Consider the following 15,719-nt stretch of genomic DNA (forward strand, 5'->3'; position numbering starts at 1 on the left):
GGCTCAGCCTTTCAGCGAGATCGCGATGTTCTTGGTGCGCACGTAGTTATACAGCGCCTCCAATCCCTTCTCGCGGCCAAAGCCGGATTTGCCGACACCGCCGAAGGGGGTGGAGATACCGCCTGCAAACCATTCGTTCACAAACACCTGCCCCGCCCGCAGACGGTTCGCCACCCGGTGCGCCCGCGCCAGATCGCGGGTGAAGACACCGGCCACCAGCCCGAATTCGGTGCCGTTTGCCATCGCGATCGCCTCCGCCTCGGTATCAAAAGGCGTGAAGCAGGTGACGGGGCCAAAGATTTCCTCCTGCGCCACGCGGGCCGCCGGGTCCACATCCGCCAGAATTGTCGGCGCCATGAAATACCCCTCCCGCTCCAGCCGGGCCCCGCCGGAGGCCGCACGCGCGCCGCTTTGGCGGGCGGTCGCGGTCAGGGTTTCAACGCCGTCCAGCTGGCGGGCAGAGATCACCGGGGTCAGGCCGGGGTTTTCCAGCCCGTGGCCGACGCTGAGGCCATTTGCCAGCGCGGCGGCGCGCTCCACCGCTTCGTCATAGATCGAGCGGTGCACCAGCACCCGCGACATGGCGGAGCAGACCTGACCCGCGTTGTAGAAAATGCCGCTTTGCAGGGAGGACATCAGCGTGTCCAGATTGGCGTCCTCAAAGGCCACCGCGGCGGATTTGCCGCCCAGTTCCATCAGCGCGGGCGTCACCGGATTGGCGGCGGCACGCAGGATGGCCTGGCCGGTCGGGACCGATCCGGTGAAGACGATCTGATCCACCGCCGGGCTTTCCACCAGACGCGCGCCGAGTTCAGAGCCGATGCCGTTCAGGATTGAGACCGCCCCGGCAGGCACCTCGGCGCGTTCCAGCGCCACGCCCAGCATCGCCAGCGCCATCGGGTCCAGCTCCGGCGACTTGATAATCACCGAATTGCCCGCCGCCATCGCAGGCGCCAGCGACCGCGCCGCAATCGACACCGGGAAGTTCCACGGCACGATCTGGGCAGAGACGCCGTAAGGCTCATAGACCGTAAAATCAGCGTAATCGGGGCCGAGCGGGATCGACTTCCCCTCGATCTTGTCAGCCATGCCGCCGTAGTATTCGAAATACTGCGCGGCCTCTTCAAACTCGTCGTGCGCCGCGCTGAGGCTCTTACCGCTTTCCCGGCACAAGAGCTCTGCGCCCTCATCGGCGATACCGCGGATTTCTGCCGCGATACGCTGCATCAGCTGGCCGCGTTTGGACGGCTGCATCCCGGCCAGATCGCCGCGGTCAAAACTGGCGCGGGCAGCTTCCAGTGCGCGGGCCAGGCTTTCCTCACCCGCCAGCGCGCAGTCCGCCACATGGCGGCCACTGCCGGGGTCTTCGACGGCTATGCGCGCACCGCCGTCGCCTTCTACCCATCCGCCGGCCAGGAAGTTCCTGGCCAGCCCGTCTTGCAGGAAAGAACTCATGCCTCGCGGCCCTTGGTCACCTGATCAGCCACCCAGGCGTGGAAGTTATGGGTCGGCCCGTCCATCGCCGGTGAGAACCGGCCGCCGTCAAACAGCTCGCCGTGGCGGCCCTTCTGCATGCCCTCGACAACAAAGACGTCTTCCTCGAACACGGTCTTCCACAGTTTCGCATTTTCATCGCGAAGCTGCTCCAGTTCCGGCGTATCGTCGGAGGACTTGGAGTAATACAGCTCGATGTGCTCGACGGTGTTTTCGGTATCGACCGGCTCCAGGATGATCGCAAACGCGTGGTCGCGCTGCACACCCAGCAGGACGTTGGGGTAGACAGCCACATATTCGCCGCCCTCGTCCCACTTGCTGCTCAGGCCCTCGAAATCCGGGAATACCTCGCCGTTTTCGCCCTTCAGCTGGCGGTAGACCAGGGTGCCCTGGCCGGAGTAGTGGCCCGGCACCTCGATGTTGTAATGGTCTTCCAGCCGGGAATAGCTGTTCAGGCCCGGGTGCACCCACGGCAGGTGATAGCTCTCGCAGTAGTTCTCGACCGCCAGTTTCCAGTTGGTCTTCACTTCCAGCTTGAAGCCGGAGCCCTCGCCGCCGTGATGCAACGGCGTCTCAAACTCCTTCCAGCGCTCCAGCAGGCCGGCGTGTGCCTCCTCAAACTCCGGCGCGGAGCCGTCAACGTTCACGAACACCACATCACGCCAGACATAGGAGCGGATGCGCACCAGGCCCAGCTCGTCCAGCTTGATGTCTTCATGCTTGTTGTTGCCGGGGCCGCCGACATGCGGGGTGGAGACCAGTCGGCCATCCAGGCCATAGCACCAGCTGTGATAGGCGCAGCGGATGGCGCCGCGGATCTTGCCGGGTTTCTCGACCAGGATCATACCACGGTGGCGGCAGGTGTTCTGAAACACACCGATCTCGCCGGTCTTGTCGCGCACGATCAGCAGCGGCATGCCCAAGAAATCCACCGGCTTGGCATAGCCCGGTTCCGGCACGTCCTTGCCAAAGCCGATGCCGGACCAGTTTTTGAACAGAACCGAGCGTTTCTCTTCGGCAAAGACGGCGGGGTCGATGTAATGGGCGTTCGGCAGGCCGTTTGCGACATTGACCGGAGCCATCACCGGGGCAAGCGTGTCATGCTTGTTCATCTGGGTCTCTCCAAACCTGGGAAAAGATGTGCGCGTTTTGCGCCATTGAAGGCAGAGAGGGGATTCACTCAATATCAGGAAATTTCGCGCTGGGATTAGCTGGATTCATCCGAGCTTCGATTGACCTCGTCAATCACCCAATTGCGAAGCAATCGGGCGGATTCCGACAATTCCGTGTCCGGGCGGCCGACCAGATGGAACCCGTGCGGCGCCGCCAGCACATGCGGGCCGATCGGCACCAGCTGGCCGGTTGTCAGCAGCGGGTTCAGCAGCCGCTGCCAGCCCAGCACCAGCCCGACCCCGTCCTGCGCCGCCTGCAGCGCCACCGCATAGTTGTTGACCCGCACGCCCGGCGCAATGGGGCCGCCATACCCCAGCTGCTGGAACCAGTCCGCCCAGGTGGTCCAGCTCCTGTCGTCGGACTCCAGGTGCAGCAGCCGCTGCTGCGCCAGTTCCTCCAGCGGGCAGCCAGTGAGTTTCCCGGCCAGTTCGGCATTGCCGACCGGCACCAGATGGTCGCGGTACAGCTCGGTCTGTTCCAGCCGGTTATCCCGCTCGCGCCCGTAGCGGATATAGAAATCCACATCCGGCATGCTGCGCAGCGGCCGGTCGTTGACGATCTGGTTGACGTTCACATCCGGGTGCTTGCGCCAGAACCGCACCACCGAGGGCGACAGCCACAGCGAGGCGACAGCGGAGGTGGAACCGATAGTCACCGTATCGCCGGTCTGGCGGTCGCGGATGGTCTTGAGGCTGAGGGAGATCTTGGAAAACGACGAGGCCAGGGTTTCAAACAGCGCCTCGCCCTCCTCGGTCAGCTCCACGCCCCGGTGCTTGCGCTGAAACAGCGGCGCCTGCAGTTCGGCCTCCAGCGCCTTGACCTGATGGCTGACCGCGCCGGGGGTCACCGACAGCTCCTGCGCCGCGTTCTTAAAGCTCAGATGCCGCGCCGCGGCCTCAAACGCAGCCAAGGTGGTGAGCGGCGGCAGGTTGTAGTGGCGGCGGGACATCTGCGGCTCCTGGCCTGGGGGCTGGGATGAAAGGGCTTCATTTCAATATGAGGAAAACATCTTTGAAGGCCAGACCGGAAATTTCAGGCGGGTGCCGGTTTCCGGCTGTCTCACCCGATCCGCCCGCGCTGCAGCATCGGCGTCACGTTGAAGGCCGCCTTGTAAACCCGCGAGAAATGCCCCGGGCTGTCAAAACCGCAGGACAGTGCCACCTCGGTGACCGAGGCCTCAGTCTGGATCAGCAGGTTGCGGGCACGCTCCAGCCGCATCTCCATCGAGTATTTCTTGGGTGAGGTGTTGAGATACTTGCCGAACAGCCGCTCCAGCTGTCGGGTGGAAATGCCGATCTCCTCTGCAATGCGGGCGGGGGAAATGGGATCGCTTATGTGGTCGTGCATCATCTGGATCGCGCGGGCCAGATGGGCGTTGCGCATTCCGTTGCGCGATTGCAGCGAGACGCGCTGCTCGGCGGTGGCATTGCGCACCGCGTTATAGACCATCTGGTCGGCCACCGCGACCGCCAGGTCATAGCCGTGCATCCTCTCGATCAAGTGCAGCATCAGATCCGCCGTGGCGGTGCCGCCAGAGGCGGTCACATGCTTTTCATCCGCCACAAACACACTGCGCACCAGGTTCACTTCCGGGAAGGCCTCCATGAAGCTGTCGTGGTATTCCCAGTGGATCGCGGCCTGCATGCCGTCCAGGAACCCGGCCTCTGCCAGCACCCAGGCACCGGAGCACAGCGCGCCGACCGCAACGCCGCGCGCCTTCTCCCGGCGCAGCGCCGCCAGCAAGGGTTTGGTCACATGCTTGCGCATATGGATGCCCGACAGCGCAAACAGCCGGTCGCACTTCGGGATCGCATCGAAACCATAATGCACCAGCGTCACCGATCCGTTGGAGCAGGTCGCTGTCTCGCCGTTCTCCGATCCGAACGACCAGTCATAAAGATCCCGACCGCTGACCAGATTGGCGATCCTCAGCGGCTCCACCGCGCAGGAAAAGGCGAGGTGGGAGAATTCCTCCACCAGCAGAAAGGCAAAATGCTGGGTTTTGGTCATGGGTCAACCGCCTGACAAGAAACGCTGGGCGGGCCTGGCTGCACTGCCCTTGCAGCCCGGACAGGCTAGGCCCCCTGCCCCGCCTGCCGCAAGCCGCGAAGCGCCCGCTGATTGCACACACCATATTTTTCCTGTGTACACAATATGTATTTTTATGTCATAGAACCCGCGAACCCAAGAATCCCGCTCCGCAGCAACGGCAGGAGAGAAGCCCATGAAAGACGCCTCAAAGAACCGGAAGGCTGCGCTCTACAGCGGCCTGAAGACCGCGATCATGACGCTGGAGCTGCGCCCCGGCGCCGATCTGGATGAGGCGAAACTCTCTGAGGAGTCGGGCCTGTCGCGCACCCCGCTGCGCGAGGTGCTGCGCCAGCTGGCGGGCGAAGGCTATGTGGATCTGCGGGAAAACCGCGGTGCGCGGGTCAGCGAGATGTCGCACATGACCCTGCGCGATTTCTTCCTGGCGGCGCCGATGATCTATGGCGCGGTGATGCAACTGGCAGCCAAACACGCCACGCCCGCGCAGATCGCGGCGCTGAAAGAGGCGCAGGAAGCCTTCAAGTCCGCCCTGCGCACCGGCTCCAGCGCCGACCGGGCCATGGCCAACAACCGTTTTCACGAGATCACCGGCGAAATGGCGGACAACATCTATCTGCTGCCGTCCTTTCAGCGGCTGCTGATCGACCATGCCCGCATCGGCATGACCTTCTACCGCCCTCAGGACGCCCGGATGGCGGAAAACCTGGATGAGGCCAGCGCCCAGCACGACGCCATCATCGCCGCCATCGAAGCGGGCGACGCGGCGGCGGCGGGGCAGCTGGCAATCGACCATTGGAACCTGTCACGCGACCAGATCGAGCTGTTCGTCATGCCCGCCGGGCTTGACGTGCCGCTGGGGACGGTGGCGCGCAAAACCCCTGCATGAGGACGAGATGACCCCAATATTCCGGTTCGAGGGGATATACACCCCTGTGGTGACGCCGCATTTCGAGGACGGCAGCGTCAATTGGGACGCGCTGGCCGATGTCATCGAATACCTGATCGGCGCCGGCGTGCATGGCCTGATCTCTGGCGGCTCGACGGGCGAGAACTATGCCCAGACCGTGGAAGAGCGCATCGCCCTCGCCCGCTTCACCCATGACCGGCTCAAGGGCCGCCTGCCGCTGGTGGTGGGCACCGGCGCGATGCTGACCAGCGATTCCATCGCGCTGGCGACCGGCGCCAAGAAGATCGGCGCCGATGCGATCCTCTTGGCCTCCCCGCCCTACTCGGTGCCGACCGACCGCGAAAACGCATTGAATGCGCTGGCCATCGACAAGGCGGCGGATTTGCCGGTGATGCTGTATAACTACCCGCACCGCACCGGCACCATGATGGGCGAGGAGTTTCTCGACCGGGTCGGCCGTTCCCGGAACTTCTGCGGCATCAAGGAAAGCTCCGGCGATATCAACCGCGTGCATCTGCTGGCCCGCGATTATCCCCACATCCAGCTGGGCTGCGGCATGGATGATCAGGCGCTGGAATTCTTTGCCTGGGGCGCGCCCTTCTGGGTTTGCGGCGGCTCCAACTTCCTGCCCCGCGAGCACGTCGCGCTCTACAATGCCTGCGTGATCGAAGGCAACTTCGCCAAGGGCCGCCGCATCATGTCAGCGATGATGCCCCTGATGCGAGTCCTCGAACAGGGCGGCAAGTTCATCCAGACCATCAAGCACGGCGTCACCATGAACGGCATCGCAGCCGGCGCCATGCGTGCGCCGCTGAAAGGCCTGAACAAGGACGACAAACGCGCACTGGAACAGGTCGTGCGGGTGCTGAAACAGAAAATCGCAGATATCGAGGCGGAGGGTTAAGGAATGACTTTGCTTACTCAGGACGAATACAAATCCATCGCCGCCAATCTGGACCTGCCCACCGGTGCGTTCATTGATGGCAAGTTCTGCCCGGCGGCCTCTGGCAAGACATTTGAGACCGTGAACCCGGCCACCGGTGAGAAGCTGGCGGATATCGCCGCCTGCGGTGCCGAGGACGTGGATGTCGCGGTCGAAAAGGCGCGCGAAGCCTTCGACGACGGCCGCTGGTCCCGCCTGCACCCGTCCGCGCGCAAGGATGCGCTGATCCGGCTCGCCAAGCTGATGACCCGCAATGCCCGCGAACTGGCGGTGATGGAGAGCCTCGACAGCGGCAAGACCATCTATGACTGCGAAACCGTCGACGTGCCGGAGACCATCCATTGCCTGAAATGGCACGCCGAGGCGATCGACAAGATCTATGATCAGGTCTCCCCCGCCTCCGACGATCACATCGCCATGGTGGTGCGTGAACCCATCGGCGTGGTCGGCCTGGTGCTGCCGTGGAATTTCCCGCTTTTGATGCTGGCGTGGAAGATCGGCCCGGCGCTGGCCGCAGGCTGCTCCGTTGTGGTGAAACCCGCCGCCGAGACCACCCTGACCGCGCTGCGCGTGGCCGAATTGGCGATGGAGGCGGGCCTGCCACGCGGTGTGCTGAACATCGTCCCCGGCGGCGGCGCCGAGGTCGGCGAACCCATCGGGCGGCATATGGATGTCGACATGGTCTCCTTCACCGGCTCCACCGTGACCGGCAAGAAATTCCTCAGCTACTCCGCAGAAAGCAATGCCAAGGAAGTGGTGCTGGAGATGGGTGGCAAAAATCCTGCCATCGTCATGGATGATGCCGAAAACCTGGACCGCGTTGCCGCGCATGTGGTGAACGGCGCCTTCTGGAACATGGGCGAGAACTGCTCCGCCTCCTCCCGCCTGATCGTGCACAAGGACGTCAAGGCAGAGCTGCTGGAGCGCATCGCCCATCACGCCAAGCAGTGGAACGTGGGCGACCCGCTGGACCCGGAAACCCGTATGGGCGCGCTGGTGTCACGGGCGCATTTCGACAAGGTCTGCAGTTATCTGGAGCAGGCGGACAACGTGGTGCTGGGCGGCAAGGCCCATGACGGCGCCTTTGTCGAGGCCACCGTGGTCGAGGTACCCGGCAATGACGCGGTGCTGGCGCGCGAGGAGATCTTCGGCCCCGTCCTGTCGGTGATTGAGGTCACCGGCTTTGACGAGGCGATCCGTATCGCCAATGACACCGATTACGGCCTCTGCGCTTCGATCTTCACCGCCAACGTCAAACACGCCATCCGCGGCGCCCGGGCGATCCGGGCGGGCACCGTGACCGTGAACAGCTTTGGCGAGGGCGACATCTCCACCCCCTTCGGCGGCTATAAGCAGTCGGGTTTCGGCGGCCGCGACAACTCCGTGCATGCCCACGACCAGTACACCCAGCTGAAAACCATCTGGATCGACCTGGCCGACGACGCAGACGAGGCCGTGGATTGAGCCGCTACGACGCCAAACGCCTGCCCCGGCAGACTGGTGCGGCGGGATGGAACGCGATCCTGCCGCCGCAAGCGCCCCTGCCGGTGCTGGAACAGGATCTGACCGCCGATGTCACCATTATCGGCGGCGGATTTGCCGGGCTTTCCGCCGCCCGCCGCCTGCATCAGCTGGACCCCGGCCTGAAGGTCGCGCTGCTGGAGGCCGGGCGCTTTGCCGAAAGCTCCGCCGGGCGCAACTCAGGTTTCATGATCGACCTGCCGCATGAATTGTCATCTGACAATTATGCCGGAACGGGACTGGAGGCCGACAAGGCCGCGATTGCCATGAACCGCAAGGCCATCGCCTTTGCCACCGAAGTGGCACAGGATTGCGCGCTGCCGCAGGAGATGTTCGACCCAGCGGGCAAGATCAACGCCGCCGCCACCCGTGCGGGCGACAAGCACAACCGCGATTTCGCAGCCCATCTGGACCGGCTGGGCGAACCGCACCGGTTGCTCAGCCGGCAGGAAATGCAGGAACGCACCGGGAGTGCGCATTACACCTCCGGCCTCTATGCGCCGGGCACGGTGATGATCCAGCCCGCCGCCTATATCCGCGCCCTGTCGGCGCATCTGGCGGGACAGATCAGCGTCTTCGAAAACTCCCCCGCCACGGGTTTCGGGAAACAAGGAAACGGCTGGCTGGTCAGCACCCCCAAGGGCCGCATCAGCACCGGCCGCGTGATCCTGGCCAACAACGGCCACCTGGAAAGCTTCGGCTTCTACCAGCGCCGCCTGATGCACATCTGCCTTTACGCCTCGATGACCGAACGGCTGACGCCGGAACAGATCACACGGCTGGGCGGCACGCCGCGCTGGTCGGTCACACCCGCAGACCCGATGGGAACCTCCGTCAGGCGGATCTCCGGTTCTTACGGCGACCGGATCCTGATCCGGACCTGCTCCAGCTTCCATCCCACCATCGAGACCAGCGGTATGCGCCTTCGCAATGCCGGCTGGGTGCACGACCGCAAGTTCAAAGAACGCTTCCCACAGCTGGAAGGGGTCCGGATGGAGCACCGCTGGGCCGGTATGCTGTGCCTCAGCCGCAACGGATCGGCGGCGTTTGGCGCGCTGGACCAAGGTGTCTATTCGGCCTGCTGCCAGAACGGCCTCGGCATCGCCCGCGGCACCCTGCAAGGGATGGGCATTGCCGAACTGGTGCTGCAGGGCGGGTCGGACATTGCCAGCCATTTCCTGGCCCAGCCGGAACCGCCCAGGCTGCCGCCGGAACCCTTTGCCTCGCTTGGCGCCAATACCTACCTGATGTGGAAGGAATGGCGGTCGGGCAAGGAATAGCCGGGGGCATCCGGCCGGACGCCTCCGCCGTGATTAGCTTGCCAGCACGTTGCGGAACAGCCAGGGATCGCTTTCGTCGATGTCCTCGGGGAACTGCACCCAGCGGTCCTGCAGCGGCGTCCAATCGGTGTAATGCGCCTCAACCGGGCCAAGATACGGCCGCTGCACCTCAAGGCAGCGGGCGTGGTCTATCTCATCCGTCTCGACAATCCCCGCTTCGGGGTTTTCCAGCGCCCAGACCATACCGGCCAGCACCGCCGAGGTGACCTGCAGCCCGGTCGCGTTCTGATACGGCGCAAGGTCACGCGCCTCCTCGTTCGACAGGCGCGAGCCGAACCACAGCGCGTTCTTTTCATGGCCGTAAAGCAGCACACCCAGTTCGTCGATGCCCTCGATGATCTCATCCTCGGTCAGGATGTGGTGCCGTTCCTGCTGCTGGCCCGAGCCGAACAGCTCATGCAGGCTCAGCACCGCATCGTCGCAGGGGTGATAGGCATAGTGGCAGGTGGGGCGGTATTCGGGATCGGCGCCCGCGCCCACGGTATAATAGTCCGAGATCGAGATCGCCTCGTTATGGGTGACCAGGAAGCCGAACTGCGGCCCCGGCGTCGGGCACCAGGTATGCACGCGTGTGATCGCGCCCGGACGCTCCAGCCAGATGGCGGCCTGGCAGCCGCTGTCCTGCCGGTGGCCGTTCTCCGGAAACCAGGATTCATGGGTGCCCCACCCCAGTTCGGCGGGCTGAAAGCCTTCGGCGATGAACCCCTCGACCGACCAGGTGTTGACGAAAGTGCCCCGGGCGCGCGGCACCCGGCGGGCCTGGGTATCCCGTTCGGCGATGTGAACGCCCTTGACGCCCAGCGACTGCATCAGCCGCGCCCAGTCCCCGCGGCTGGCAGGGGCCTCAACGCCGCGCCCGGTATCACGGGCCAGCGTCAGCAGCGCTTCCTTGACGAACCAGCTGACCATGCCGGGATTGGCGCCGCAGCAGCTGACAGCCGTGGTGCCGCCGGGATTGCGCGCCTTTTCATCCCTGACCGCCTGCCGCAGCGCATAATTGGTGCGGGCCGCGTTGTCGGTTGTGCCGAAATAATACCCCGCCCAGGGCTCCACCACCGTATCAATATACAGCACGCCCAGTTCGCGCATGAAAGTCATCAGCTCAAGCGACGAGGTGTCCACCGACAGGTTGACGCAGAAGCCCTTGCCCTCGCTGAACAGCCCGCCCAGCACCTCCTTGTAATTGTCCGGCGTCAGCGGGACCTGCAGGTGGTTGATCTTGTGCTGGCGCAGGAAAGTCGCCTTGGCGGCATCGGGTTCGATGACCGTGAGCTTGGAGGCGTCGAAGTCGAAATGGCGTTCGATCAGCGGCAGCGTGCCTTTGCCGATCGACCCGAAGCCGATGATAACGACGGGACCGTCGATCCGGCCATAGATGGGATACTCCTGTGCCATGGGCTTCTCCTTGCAGATTCGTGCGCTCCGGCCAGTATGGGCCAGCCGGTGGAAATTGCCGTGCGAATAATGAGCTCGATCCGGATTGATCCCCTGCCATGTCCCGCCGGGCGCTCAGCAACTGGCAAGCGGAGATTGGCCGCTGGCAATCCGCGCTTTGCGTGTCAGCGCACGGCCTTCCGGTTGCCTGCCGGCGAGGCTGCCGGGGCCTGCCAGTTACTTCTCCAACAGCCGGATGTGCGGGCGGTTTGCTCAAAAGTTGAGCATTACCGGCATCCAGGCAGGCTGCATGGCATTGCTGGTCTTTACAGTATTCTCCTGCAGGGCCGATGCAGTGGTCATGCCCGATCCCCTGTCCATCATTGTCGTCGAAGCCGACCGCGAACGTGCGTTCATGATTGCGGACGGCCTGCGCGAAGCCGGGGAGTTCGACATTCAGGTGATATCGGAGCCCTCCGGCCTTGCGCGCCGGATAGAGGCCCGCGATCCGGATGTCGTCCTCATCGACATCGCGGACCCCTCGCGCGATGTGCTGGAAGAGCTCACGCTGGCGTCCGGCCCCAAGGAACGCCCCGTGGCGATGTTTGTCGACCGCAGCGCCGACGGGCTGTCGGCGGCAGCCGTGGAAGCCGGCGTCTCGGCCTATGTGGTCGACGGGCTGCAGCCCTCCCGGCTGAAACCGGTTCTGGACGCTGCCATCGCGCGGTTCCGGCTGTTTCAGCGGATGCGCACAGAGCTTGCAGAGGCCAAGCGCGCCCTGGAGGAGCGCAAAGTCATCGACCGCGCCAAGGGCATGATCATGAAGGCCCGGGGCATCGAAGAGGATGAGGCCTATGCGCTGCTGCGCAAGGCCGCGATGGACCAGAACAAGCGCGTCGCGGAGGTGGCGCAGGCGCTGGTGACGGCGGCGGGGCTGCTGGCATGAGCTTGACCAGGATCCCTGCCGGTTATGTCCCGCTGACGGATGCGGCGCCGCTGATTGCGGCACAGGAAATGGGCTTTGCCGCCGAAGAGCGGCTGACACTGGATCTGCACCGCGCGCCGTCCTGGTCATCGCTCCGCGATATGCTGGCCTATGGCCAGGTGGATGCTGCCCAGATGCTGTCGCCGGTGCCGGTGGCGGCAGCCCTGGGCCTGGGCGGGGCCAGCGCCCAGTTTTCAGTTCTTTCGGTGCTGTCGGTGAATGGCACGGTGATTGGTGCCGGCAGCAGGCTGGCCGACAGGCTGACGGCCGCGGGGCACAGGTTTTCCTTTGACGACGCCGTGTCAGCGGGACAGGCCCTGATCGCCGCCTCAGACCGGCCACTGCGGATCGGTGTGCCGTTTCCCTTTTCCATGCATGCCGAGCTGCTGACCTATTGGCTCGAAGGGCTGGGGCTGGACACTGCGCAGGACATCGTTATCCGCACGGTGCCGCCGCCCTTGATGGCCCGCGCGATCCGCAGCGGCGACATCGACGCCTTCTGCGTCGGCGAACCCTGGGGCTCCATTGCCGTCGAACAGGGGGACGGCTCACTGCTGCTGCCCGGGCGGGCGATCTGGTCCTTTGCGCCGGAAAAGGTGCTGGCCGTCCGCAGCGGCTGGGCCGAAACGGAACCCGCCCTGTCCGGACGGCTGGTCCGGGCCCTGTGGCGCGCGGGGCGCTGGCTGGCCGACCCCTCCTGCCGCGGCCTGGCGGCTGAGATCCTGTCCTCCCGCCGGTATCTCGACCTGCCCGCCGAGATCATCGAGCGCGGCCTGTCCGGGAAGTTCACCGTCACACCTCAGGGGCTGCAGCGCGAGGCGCCCGGGTTTGTCGGCTTTCATGACGGCGCCGCCGGGTATCCCTGGCGCAGCCAGGCCCAGTGGACCGCCCTGCGGCTGGCAAAACGGAACGGCCTTGATCAGCAGACCGCGCTGCAAAAGGCAAAACATGTTTTCCGCAGCGATCTGTACCGCACCGCCCTGAGCGGAACCGGCGCGGAGCTGCCGGGCGCGTCGTCCAGGCTGGGAGGCGCGCTGGAAGCCGGAACGCCGGCCGCGGGGGAATCAGACCCGGTAAATCTGCTGCCGAACCGGTTTTTCGATGGCCGGGTTTTTGATCCCCTGGCCGCCGGCTGATGAAAAAGCAGGCAATCCGCTGAACGCCCATGCTGCATTGCAGAATTTTTCGCTGCGCTCGCAAAGAAACCTTTGGCGCCGCGCCGATCATCCCGCACACTGAACCAGACAGGCAACGGAGCCTGACGCAGAGATTATCCCGAAGACCGGGTTGCACTGAGCAAAGCCGCTCGACCCACCGCCACTCCTCCCGGCGGTGCGTGTCAGCGGCTTTTTTCTGTCCGGGCGTGTGCCCCGGACGCAGCAAACAAAGGAAACCGTCCCGATGAAGACCCTGATCCTCGCCCTCGCAGGCTCCACCGCCCTGACCGCCCCGGCCCTGGCTGACATGCTGGACCTGGAAAAGGACGTTCTGACCTTCGGCTTCATCAAGCTGACCGACATGGCGCCGCTGGCGGTCGCCTATGAGCAGGGGTTCTTCGATGATGAGGGGCTGTTTGTCACGCTGGAAGCGCAGGCCAACTGGAAGGTGCTTCTGGACGGGGTGATCGGCGGCACGCTCGACGGCGCCCACATGCTGGCGGGCCAGCCGCTGGCCGCCACCATCGGCTATGGCACCGAGGCGCATATCATCACCCCCTTTTCGATGGATCTGAACGGCAACGGCATCACCGTCTCCAACGAGGTCTGGGAGATGATGAAGCCGAACCTGCCCACCGACGCGGACGGCAAGGTCTCGCACCCGATCTCCGCCTCCCATCTGCAACCGGTGATCGAAGACTTCAACGCCAGGGGCAAGCCGTTCAACATGGGCATGGTCTTCCCGGTCTCCACCCACAATTACGAGCTGCGCTACTGGCTGGCGGCCGGCGGCATCCACCCCGGCTACTACTCCCCCGAAAACGTGACCGGCCAGATCGCCGCCGAAGCCTTTCTGTCGGTGACCCCGCCGCCGCAGATGCCCGCCACACTGGAGGCCGGCACCATCGCAGGCTACTGCGTGGGCGAGCCGTGGAACCAGCAGGCGGTGTTCAAGGGCATCGGCGTGCCGGTGATCACCGACTATGAGCTGTGGAAGAACAACCCCGAAAAGGTCTTTGGCATCACCGCGGAATTTGCCGATGAGAATCCGAACACCACGCTGGCGGTGGTCAAGGCGCTGATCCGCGCGGCCATGTGGCTGGACGAAAACGATAACGCCAACCGCCCTGAAGCGGTGGATATCCTCAGCCGCCCAGAATACGTCGGCGCCGATTACGATGTGATCGCCAATTCGATGACCGGCACCTTCGAGTATGAGAAGGGCGACACCCGCGCAGTGCCGGATTTCAACGTGTTCTTCCGCTACAACGCGACCTATCCGTTCTATTCCGACGCGGTCTGGTACCTGACCCAGATGCGCCGCTGGGGCCAGATCGCCGGCGCAAAGCCCGACAGCTGGTATGACGAGGTTGCCCGCTCCGTCTACAAGCCGGAGATCTATCTGGAAGCTGCGAAAATGCTGGTGGATGAGGGGCTTGCCAGCGCCGAAGATTTCCCCTGGGACAGCGACGGCTACAAGGCCCCGACCCCGGCCGCGGACATCATCGACGGCATCCCCTTCGATGCCAAAGCACCCAACGCTTACATCGACAGCCTGCCGATCGGCCTGAAATCCGGCCAGACCATCACCGGCGGCACCGTTCAGGGCTGACCCCGGACGGGAGGGCGGGCGGGGCGATGCTCCGGCAGGAGCAAGCGCCGTTCCCCTCCCCCCGCATTCCGCAAAGGACAAGACCATGACCACCGCCGACCCCGATACCCTCAGCTCCGAGGCCCGCCGCGCGCGGCTGTTTACCCGGATCAACAGGCTGGATGCCTGGTTCCAGGTCTTCGGCCTGGCCTGGATCACCCCGGTCCTGAAAGCCGCCGCAGGCGACAACCCCAAGGCGCAGATGAAGGAAATCTGGCACTTGCTGGCTGTCCCCGTCATCGCAATTGCCGCTTTTCTCCTGCTCTGGGCTGCGCTGGCGCCCAGGGTGCAGACCTCGCTCGGCGCGATCCCCGGCCCTGCTGCGGTCTGGACCGAAGCGGTGAACCTGCACCGCGACGCGCAGGCAATGGCCGCCAGGGAACAGGCCCACTACGAAAAGGTGGAGGCCCGCAACCAGCGCTTTATCGACCGCGGACAGCCGGAACGGGTCAAGGACATCCCCTATACCGGCGCGCCGTCTTATTACCAGCAGATCCGGACGTCGATCAAAACCGTGTTCTTCGGCTTCCTGATCGCCTCCGCCGTGGCGATCCCGCTGGGCATCCTGGCAGGGCTGTCGCCGGCCGCGAACTCTGCCATCAACCCCTTGGTGCAGATCTTCAAACCGGTGTCGCCGCTGGCCTGGCTGCCGATCGTCACGATGATCGTCTCTGCCCTCTACGCAGGCAACGACGGGCTCTTTTCCAAGTCGTTCCTGGTTTCCGCCATCACCGTGACGCTCTGTTCGCTGTGGCCGACCCTGATCAACACCGCGCTTGGCGTGGCCTCCATCGACAAGGACCTGGTGAATGTTTCCAAGGTTCTGAAAATGAACACCTATACAAAGATCACCAAGCTGGTCCTGCCCTCGGCGCTGCCGCTGATCTTCACCGGCCTGCGGCTGTCGCTGGGGGTCGGCTGGATGGTGCTGATCGCGGCAGAGATGCTGGCGCAGAATCCCGGGCTCGGCAAATTCGTCTGGGACGAATTCCAGAACGGCTCCTCGCAGTCGCTGGCCCGGATCATCGTCGCAGTGCTGACCATCGGCATCATCGGCTTCCTGCTGGACCGGGTGATGTACGCGCTGCAGTCGCTGTTTACCTTCACGAACAACCGGTGAGCCGT

13 protein-coding genes are annotated in these 15,719 nt (G+C 64.5%); 8 read left to right on the plus strand and 5 right to left on the minus strand.

Annotated elements, in window-relative coordinates:
* Nucleotides 1–3: 3 nt before the first annotated feature.
* From CAER_RS0102520 to CAER_RS0102535, 4 genes are all read right to left on the minus strand, one after another.
* On the minus strand, nt 4–1,455 hold the full coding sequence (locus CAER_RS0102520) for an aldehyde dehydrogenase family protein (protein ID WP_027233927.1): 1,452 nt from the start codon (nt 1,453–1,455) through the stop codon (nt 4–6).
* Nucleotides 1,452–2,606 carry an aromatic ring-hydroxylating oxygenase subunit alpha gene (locus CAER_RS0102525; protein ID WP_027233928.1) on the minus strand — a complete coding sequence of 385 codons (1,155 nt, stop codon included), beginning with the start codon at nt 2,604–2,606 and terminating at the stop codon, nt 1,452–1,454. The genes CAER_RS0102520 and CAER_RS0102525 overlap by 4 nt, the downstream gene beginning before the upstream one ends.
* A gap of 95 nt (nt 2,607–2,701) precedes the next feature.
* Nucleotides 2,702–3,616, minus strand: a complete 915-nt coding sequence (locus CAER_RS0102530) for a LysR substrate-binding domain-containing protein (RefSeq protein WP_027233929.1) — start codon at nt 3,614–3,616, stop codon at nt 2,702–2,704.
* A gap of 110 nt (nt 3,617–3,726) precedes the next feature.
* Nucleotides 3,727–4,677, minus strand: a complete 951-nt coding sequence (locus CAER_RS0102535; protein ID WP_027233930.1) for a GlxA family transcriptional regulator — start codon at nt 4,675–4,677, stop codon at nt 3,727–3,729.
* Nucleotides 4,678–4,891: 214 nt separating this feature from the next.
* Between CAER_RS0102535 and CAER_RS0102540 the strand changes: the two genes are divergently transcribed.
* Genes CAER_RS0102540 through CAER_RS0102555 form a run of 4 tightly spaced genes read left to right on the plus strand, consistent with a single transcriptional unit; the run spans nt 4,892 to nt 9,367 of the window.
* A complete protein-coding gene (locus tag CAER_RS0102540; RefSeq protein WP_027233931.1) occupies nt 4,892–5,602 on the plus strand; it encodes a GntR family transcriptional regulator in 711 nt (236 codons plus the stop codon).
* A gap of 7 nt (nt 5,603–5,609) precedes the next feature.
* On the plus strand, nt 5,610–6,527 hold the full coding sequence (locus CAER_RS0102545; RefSeq protein ID WP_027233932.1) for a dihydrodipicolinate synthase family protein: 918 nt from the start codon (nt 5,610–5,612) through the stop codon (nt 6,525–6,527).
* A gap of 3 nt (nt 6,528–6,530) precedes the next feature.
* The gene (locus CAER_RS0102550) at nt 6,531–8,030 is read left to right on the plus strand and encodes an aldehyde dehydrogenase (protein WP_027233933.1); all 1,500 of its coding nucleotides are present in this window, start codon (nt 6,531–6,533) and stop codon (nt 8,028–8,030) included.
* The gene (locus tag CAER_RS0102555) at nt 8,027–9,367 is read left to right on the plus strand and encodes an NAD(P)/FAD-dependent oxidoreductase (RefSeq protein WP_027233934.1); all 1,341 of its coding nucleotides are present in this window, start codon (nt 8,027–8,029) and stop codon (nt 9,365–9,367) included. The genes CAER_RS0102550 and CAER_RS0102555 overlap by 4 nt, the downstream gene beginning before the upstream one ends.
* A 33-nt stretch (nt 9,368–9,400) precedes the next feature.
* Here the strand turns inward: CAER_RS0102555 and CAER_RS0102560 are convergent, their stop codons facing one another.
* Entirely contained in the window at nt 9,401–10,822 is a 1,422-nt protein-coding gene (locus CAER_RS0102560) for a homospermidine synthase (protein ID WP_027233935.1), read from the minus strand.
* Between the two features lie 340 nt (nt 10,823–11,162).
* On the opposite strand from CAER_RS0102560, the gene CAER_RS0102565 reads away from it, so the two are divergent.
* The 4 genes from CAER_RS0102565 to CAER_RS0102580 all read left to right on the plus strand — a co-directional run bounded on the left by CAER_RS0102565 (nt 11,163) and on the right by CAER_RS0102580 (nt 15,714).
* Nucleotides 11,163–11,747, plus strand: coding sequence for an ANTAR domain-containing response regulator (locus tag CAER_RS0102565; protein WP_027233936.1), 585 nt, complete (start codon nt 11,163–11,165; stop codon nt 11,745–11,747).
* The gene (locus CAER_RS0102570) at nt 11,744–12,922 is read left to right on the plus strand and encodes a CmpA/NrtA family ABC transporter substrate-binding protein (protein WP_027233937.1); all 1,179 of its coding nucleotides are present in this window, start codon (nt 11,744–11,746) and stop codon (nt 12,920–12,922) included. Before CAER_RS0102565 ends, CAER_RS0102570 begins: the two co-directional genes overlap by 4 nt.
* A gap of 265 nt (nt 12,923–13,187) precedes the next feature.
* Nucleotides 13,188–14,555 carry a CmpA/NrtA family ABC transporter substrate-binding protein gene (locus CAER_RS0102575; RefSeq protein WP_027233938.1) on the plus strand — a complete coding sequence of 456 codons (1,368 nt, stop codon included), beginning with the start codon at nt 13,188–13,190 and terminating at the stop codon, nt 14,553–14,555.
* An 85-nt stretch (nt 14,556–14,640) separates the two neighbouring features.
* A complete protein-coding gene (locus tag CAER_RS0102580; RefSeq protein ID WP_027233939.1) occupies nt 14,641–15,714 on the plus strand; it encodes an ABC transporter permease in 1,074 nt (357 codons plus the stop codon).
* The last annotated feature ends 5 nt before the right edge of the window (nt 15,715–15,719 follow it).

The organism is Leisingera caerulea DSM 24564, from assembly GCF_000473325.1.
In the GTDB taxonomy this organism is placed as follows: Bacteria; Pseudomonadota; Alphaproteobacteria; order Rhodobacterales; family Rhodobacteraceae; genus Leisingera; species Leisingera caerulea.

Coding starts and splice junctions, on each gene's coding strand:
- CAER_RS0102550 (WP_027233933.1), top strand. CDS start 6,531: ATGACTTTGCTTACTCAGGACGAATACAAATCCATCGCCGCCAATCTG.
- CAER_RS0102580 (WP_027233939.1), top strand. CDS start 14,641: ATGACCACCGCCGACCCCGATACCCTCAGCTCCGAGGCCCGCCGCGCG.
- CAER_RS0102545 (WP_027233932.1), top strand. CDS start 5,610: ATGACCCCAATATTCCGGTTCGAGGGGATATACACCCCTGTGGTGACG.
- CAER_RS0102560 (WP_027233935.1), bottom strand. CDS start 10,822: ATGGCACAGGAGTATCCCATCTATGGCCGGATCGACGGTCCCGTCGTT.
- CAER_RS0102535 (WP_027233930.1), bottom strand. CDS start 4,677: ATGACCAAAACCCAGCATTTTGCCTTTCTGCTGGTGGAGGAATTCTCC.
- CAER_RS0102530 (WP_027233929.1), bottom strand. CDS start 3,616: ATGTCCCGCCGCCACTACAACCTGCCGCCGCTCACCACCTTGGCTGCG.
- CAER_RS0102565 (WP_027233936.1), top strand. CDS start 11,163: ATGCCCGATCCCCTGTCCATCATTGTCGTCGAAGCCGACCGCGAACGT.
- CAER_RS0102570 (WP_027233937.1), top strand. CDS start 11,744: ATGAGCTTGACCAGGATCCCTGCCGGTTATGTCCCGCTGACGGATGCG.
- CAER_RS0102575 (WP_027233938.1), top strand. CDS start 13,188: ATGAAGACCCTGATCCTCGCCCTCGCAGGCTCCACCGCCCTGACCGCC.
- CAER_RS0102520 (WP_027233927.1), bottom strand. CDS start 1,455: ATGAGTTCTTTCCTGCAAGACGGGCTGGCCAGGAACTTCCTGGCCGGC.
- CAER_RS0102540 (WP_027233931.1), top strand. CDS start 4,892: ATGAAAGACGCCTCAAAGAACCGGAAGGCTGCGCTCTACAGCGGCCTG.
- CAER_RS0102525 (WP_027233928.1), bottom strand. CDS start 2,606: ATGAACAAGCATGACACGCTTGCCCCGGTGATGGCTCCGGTCAATGTC.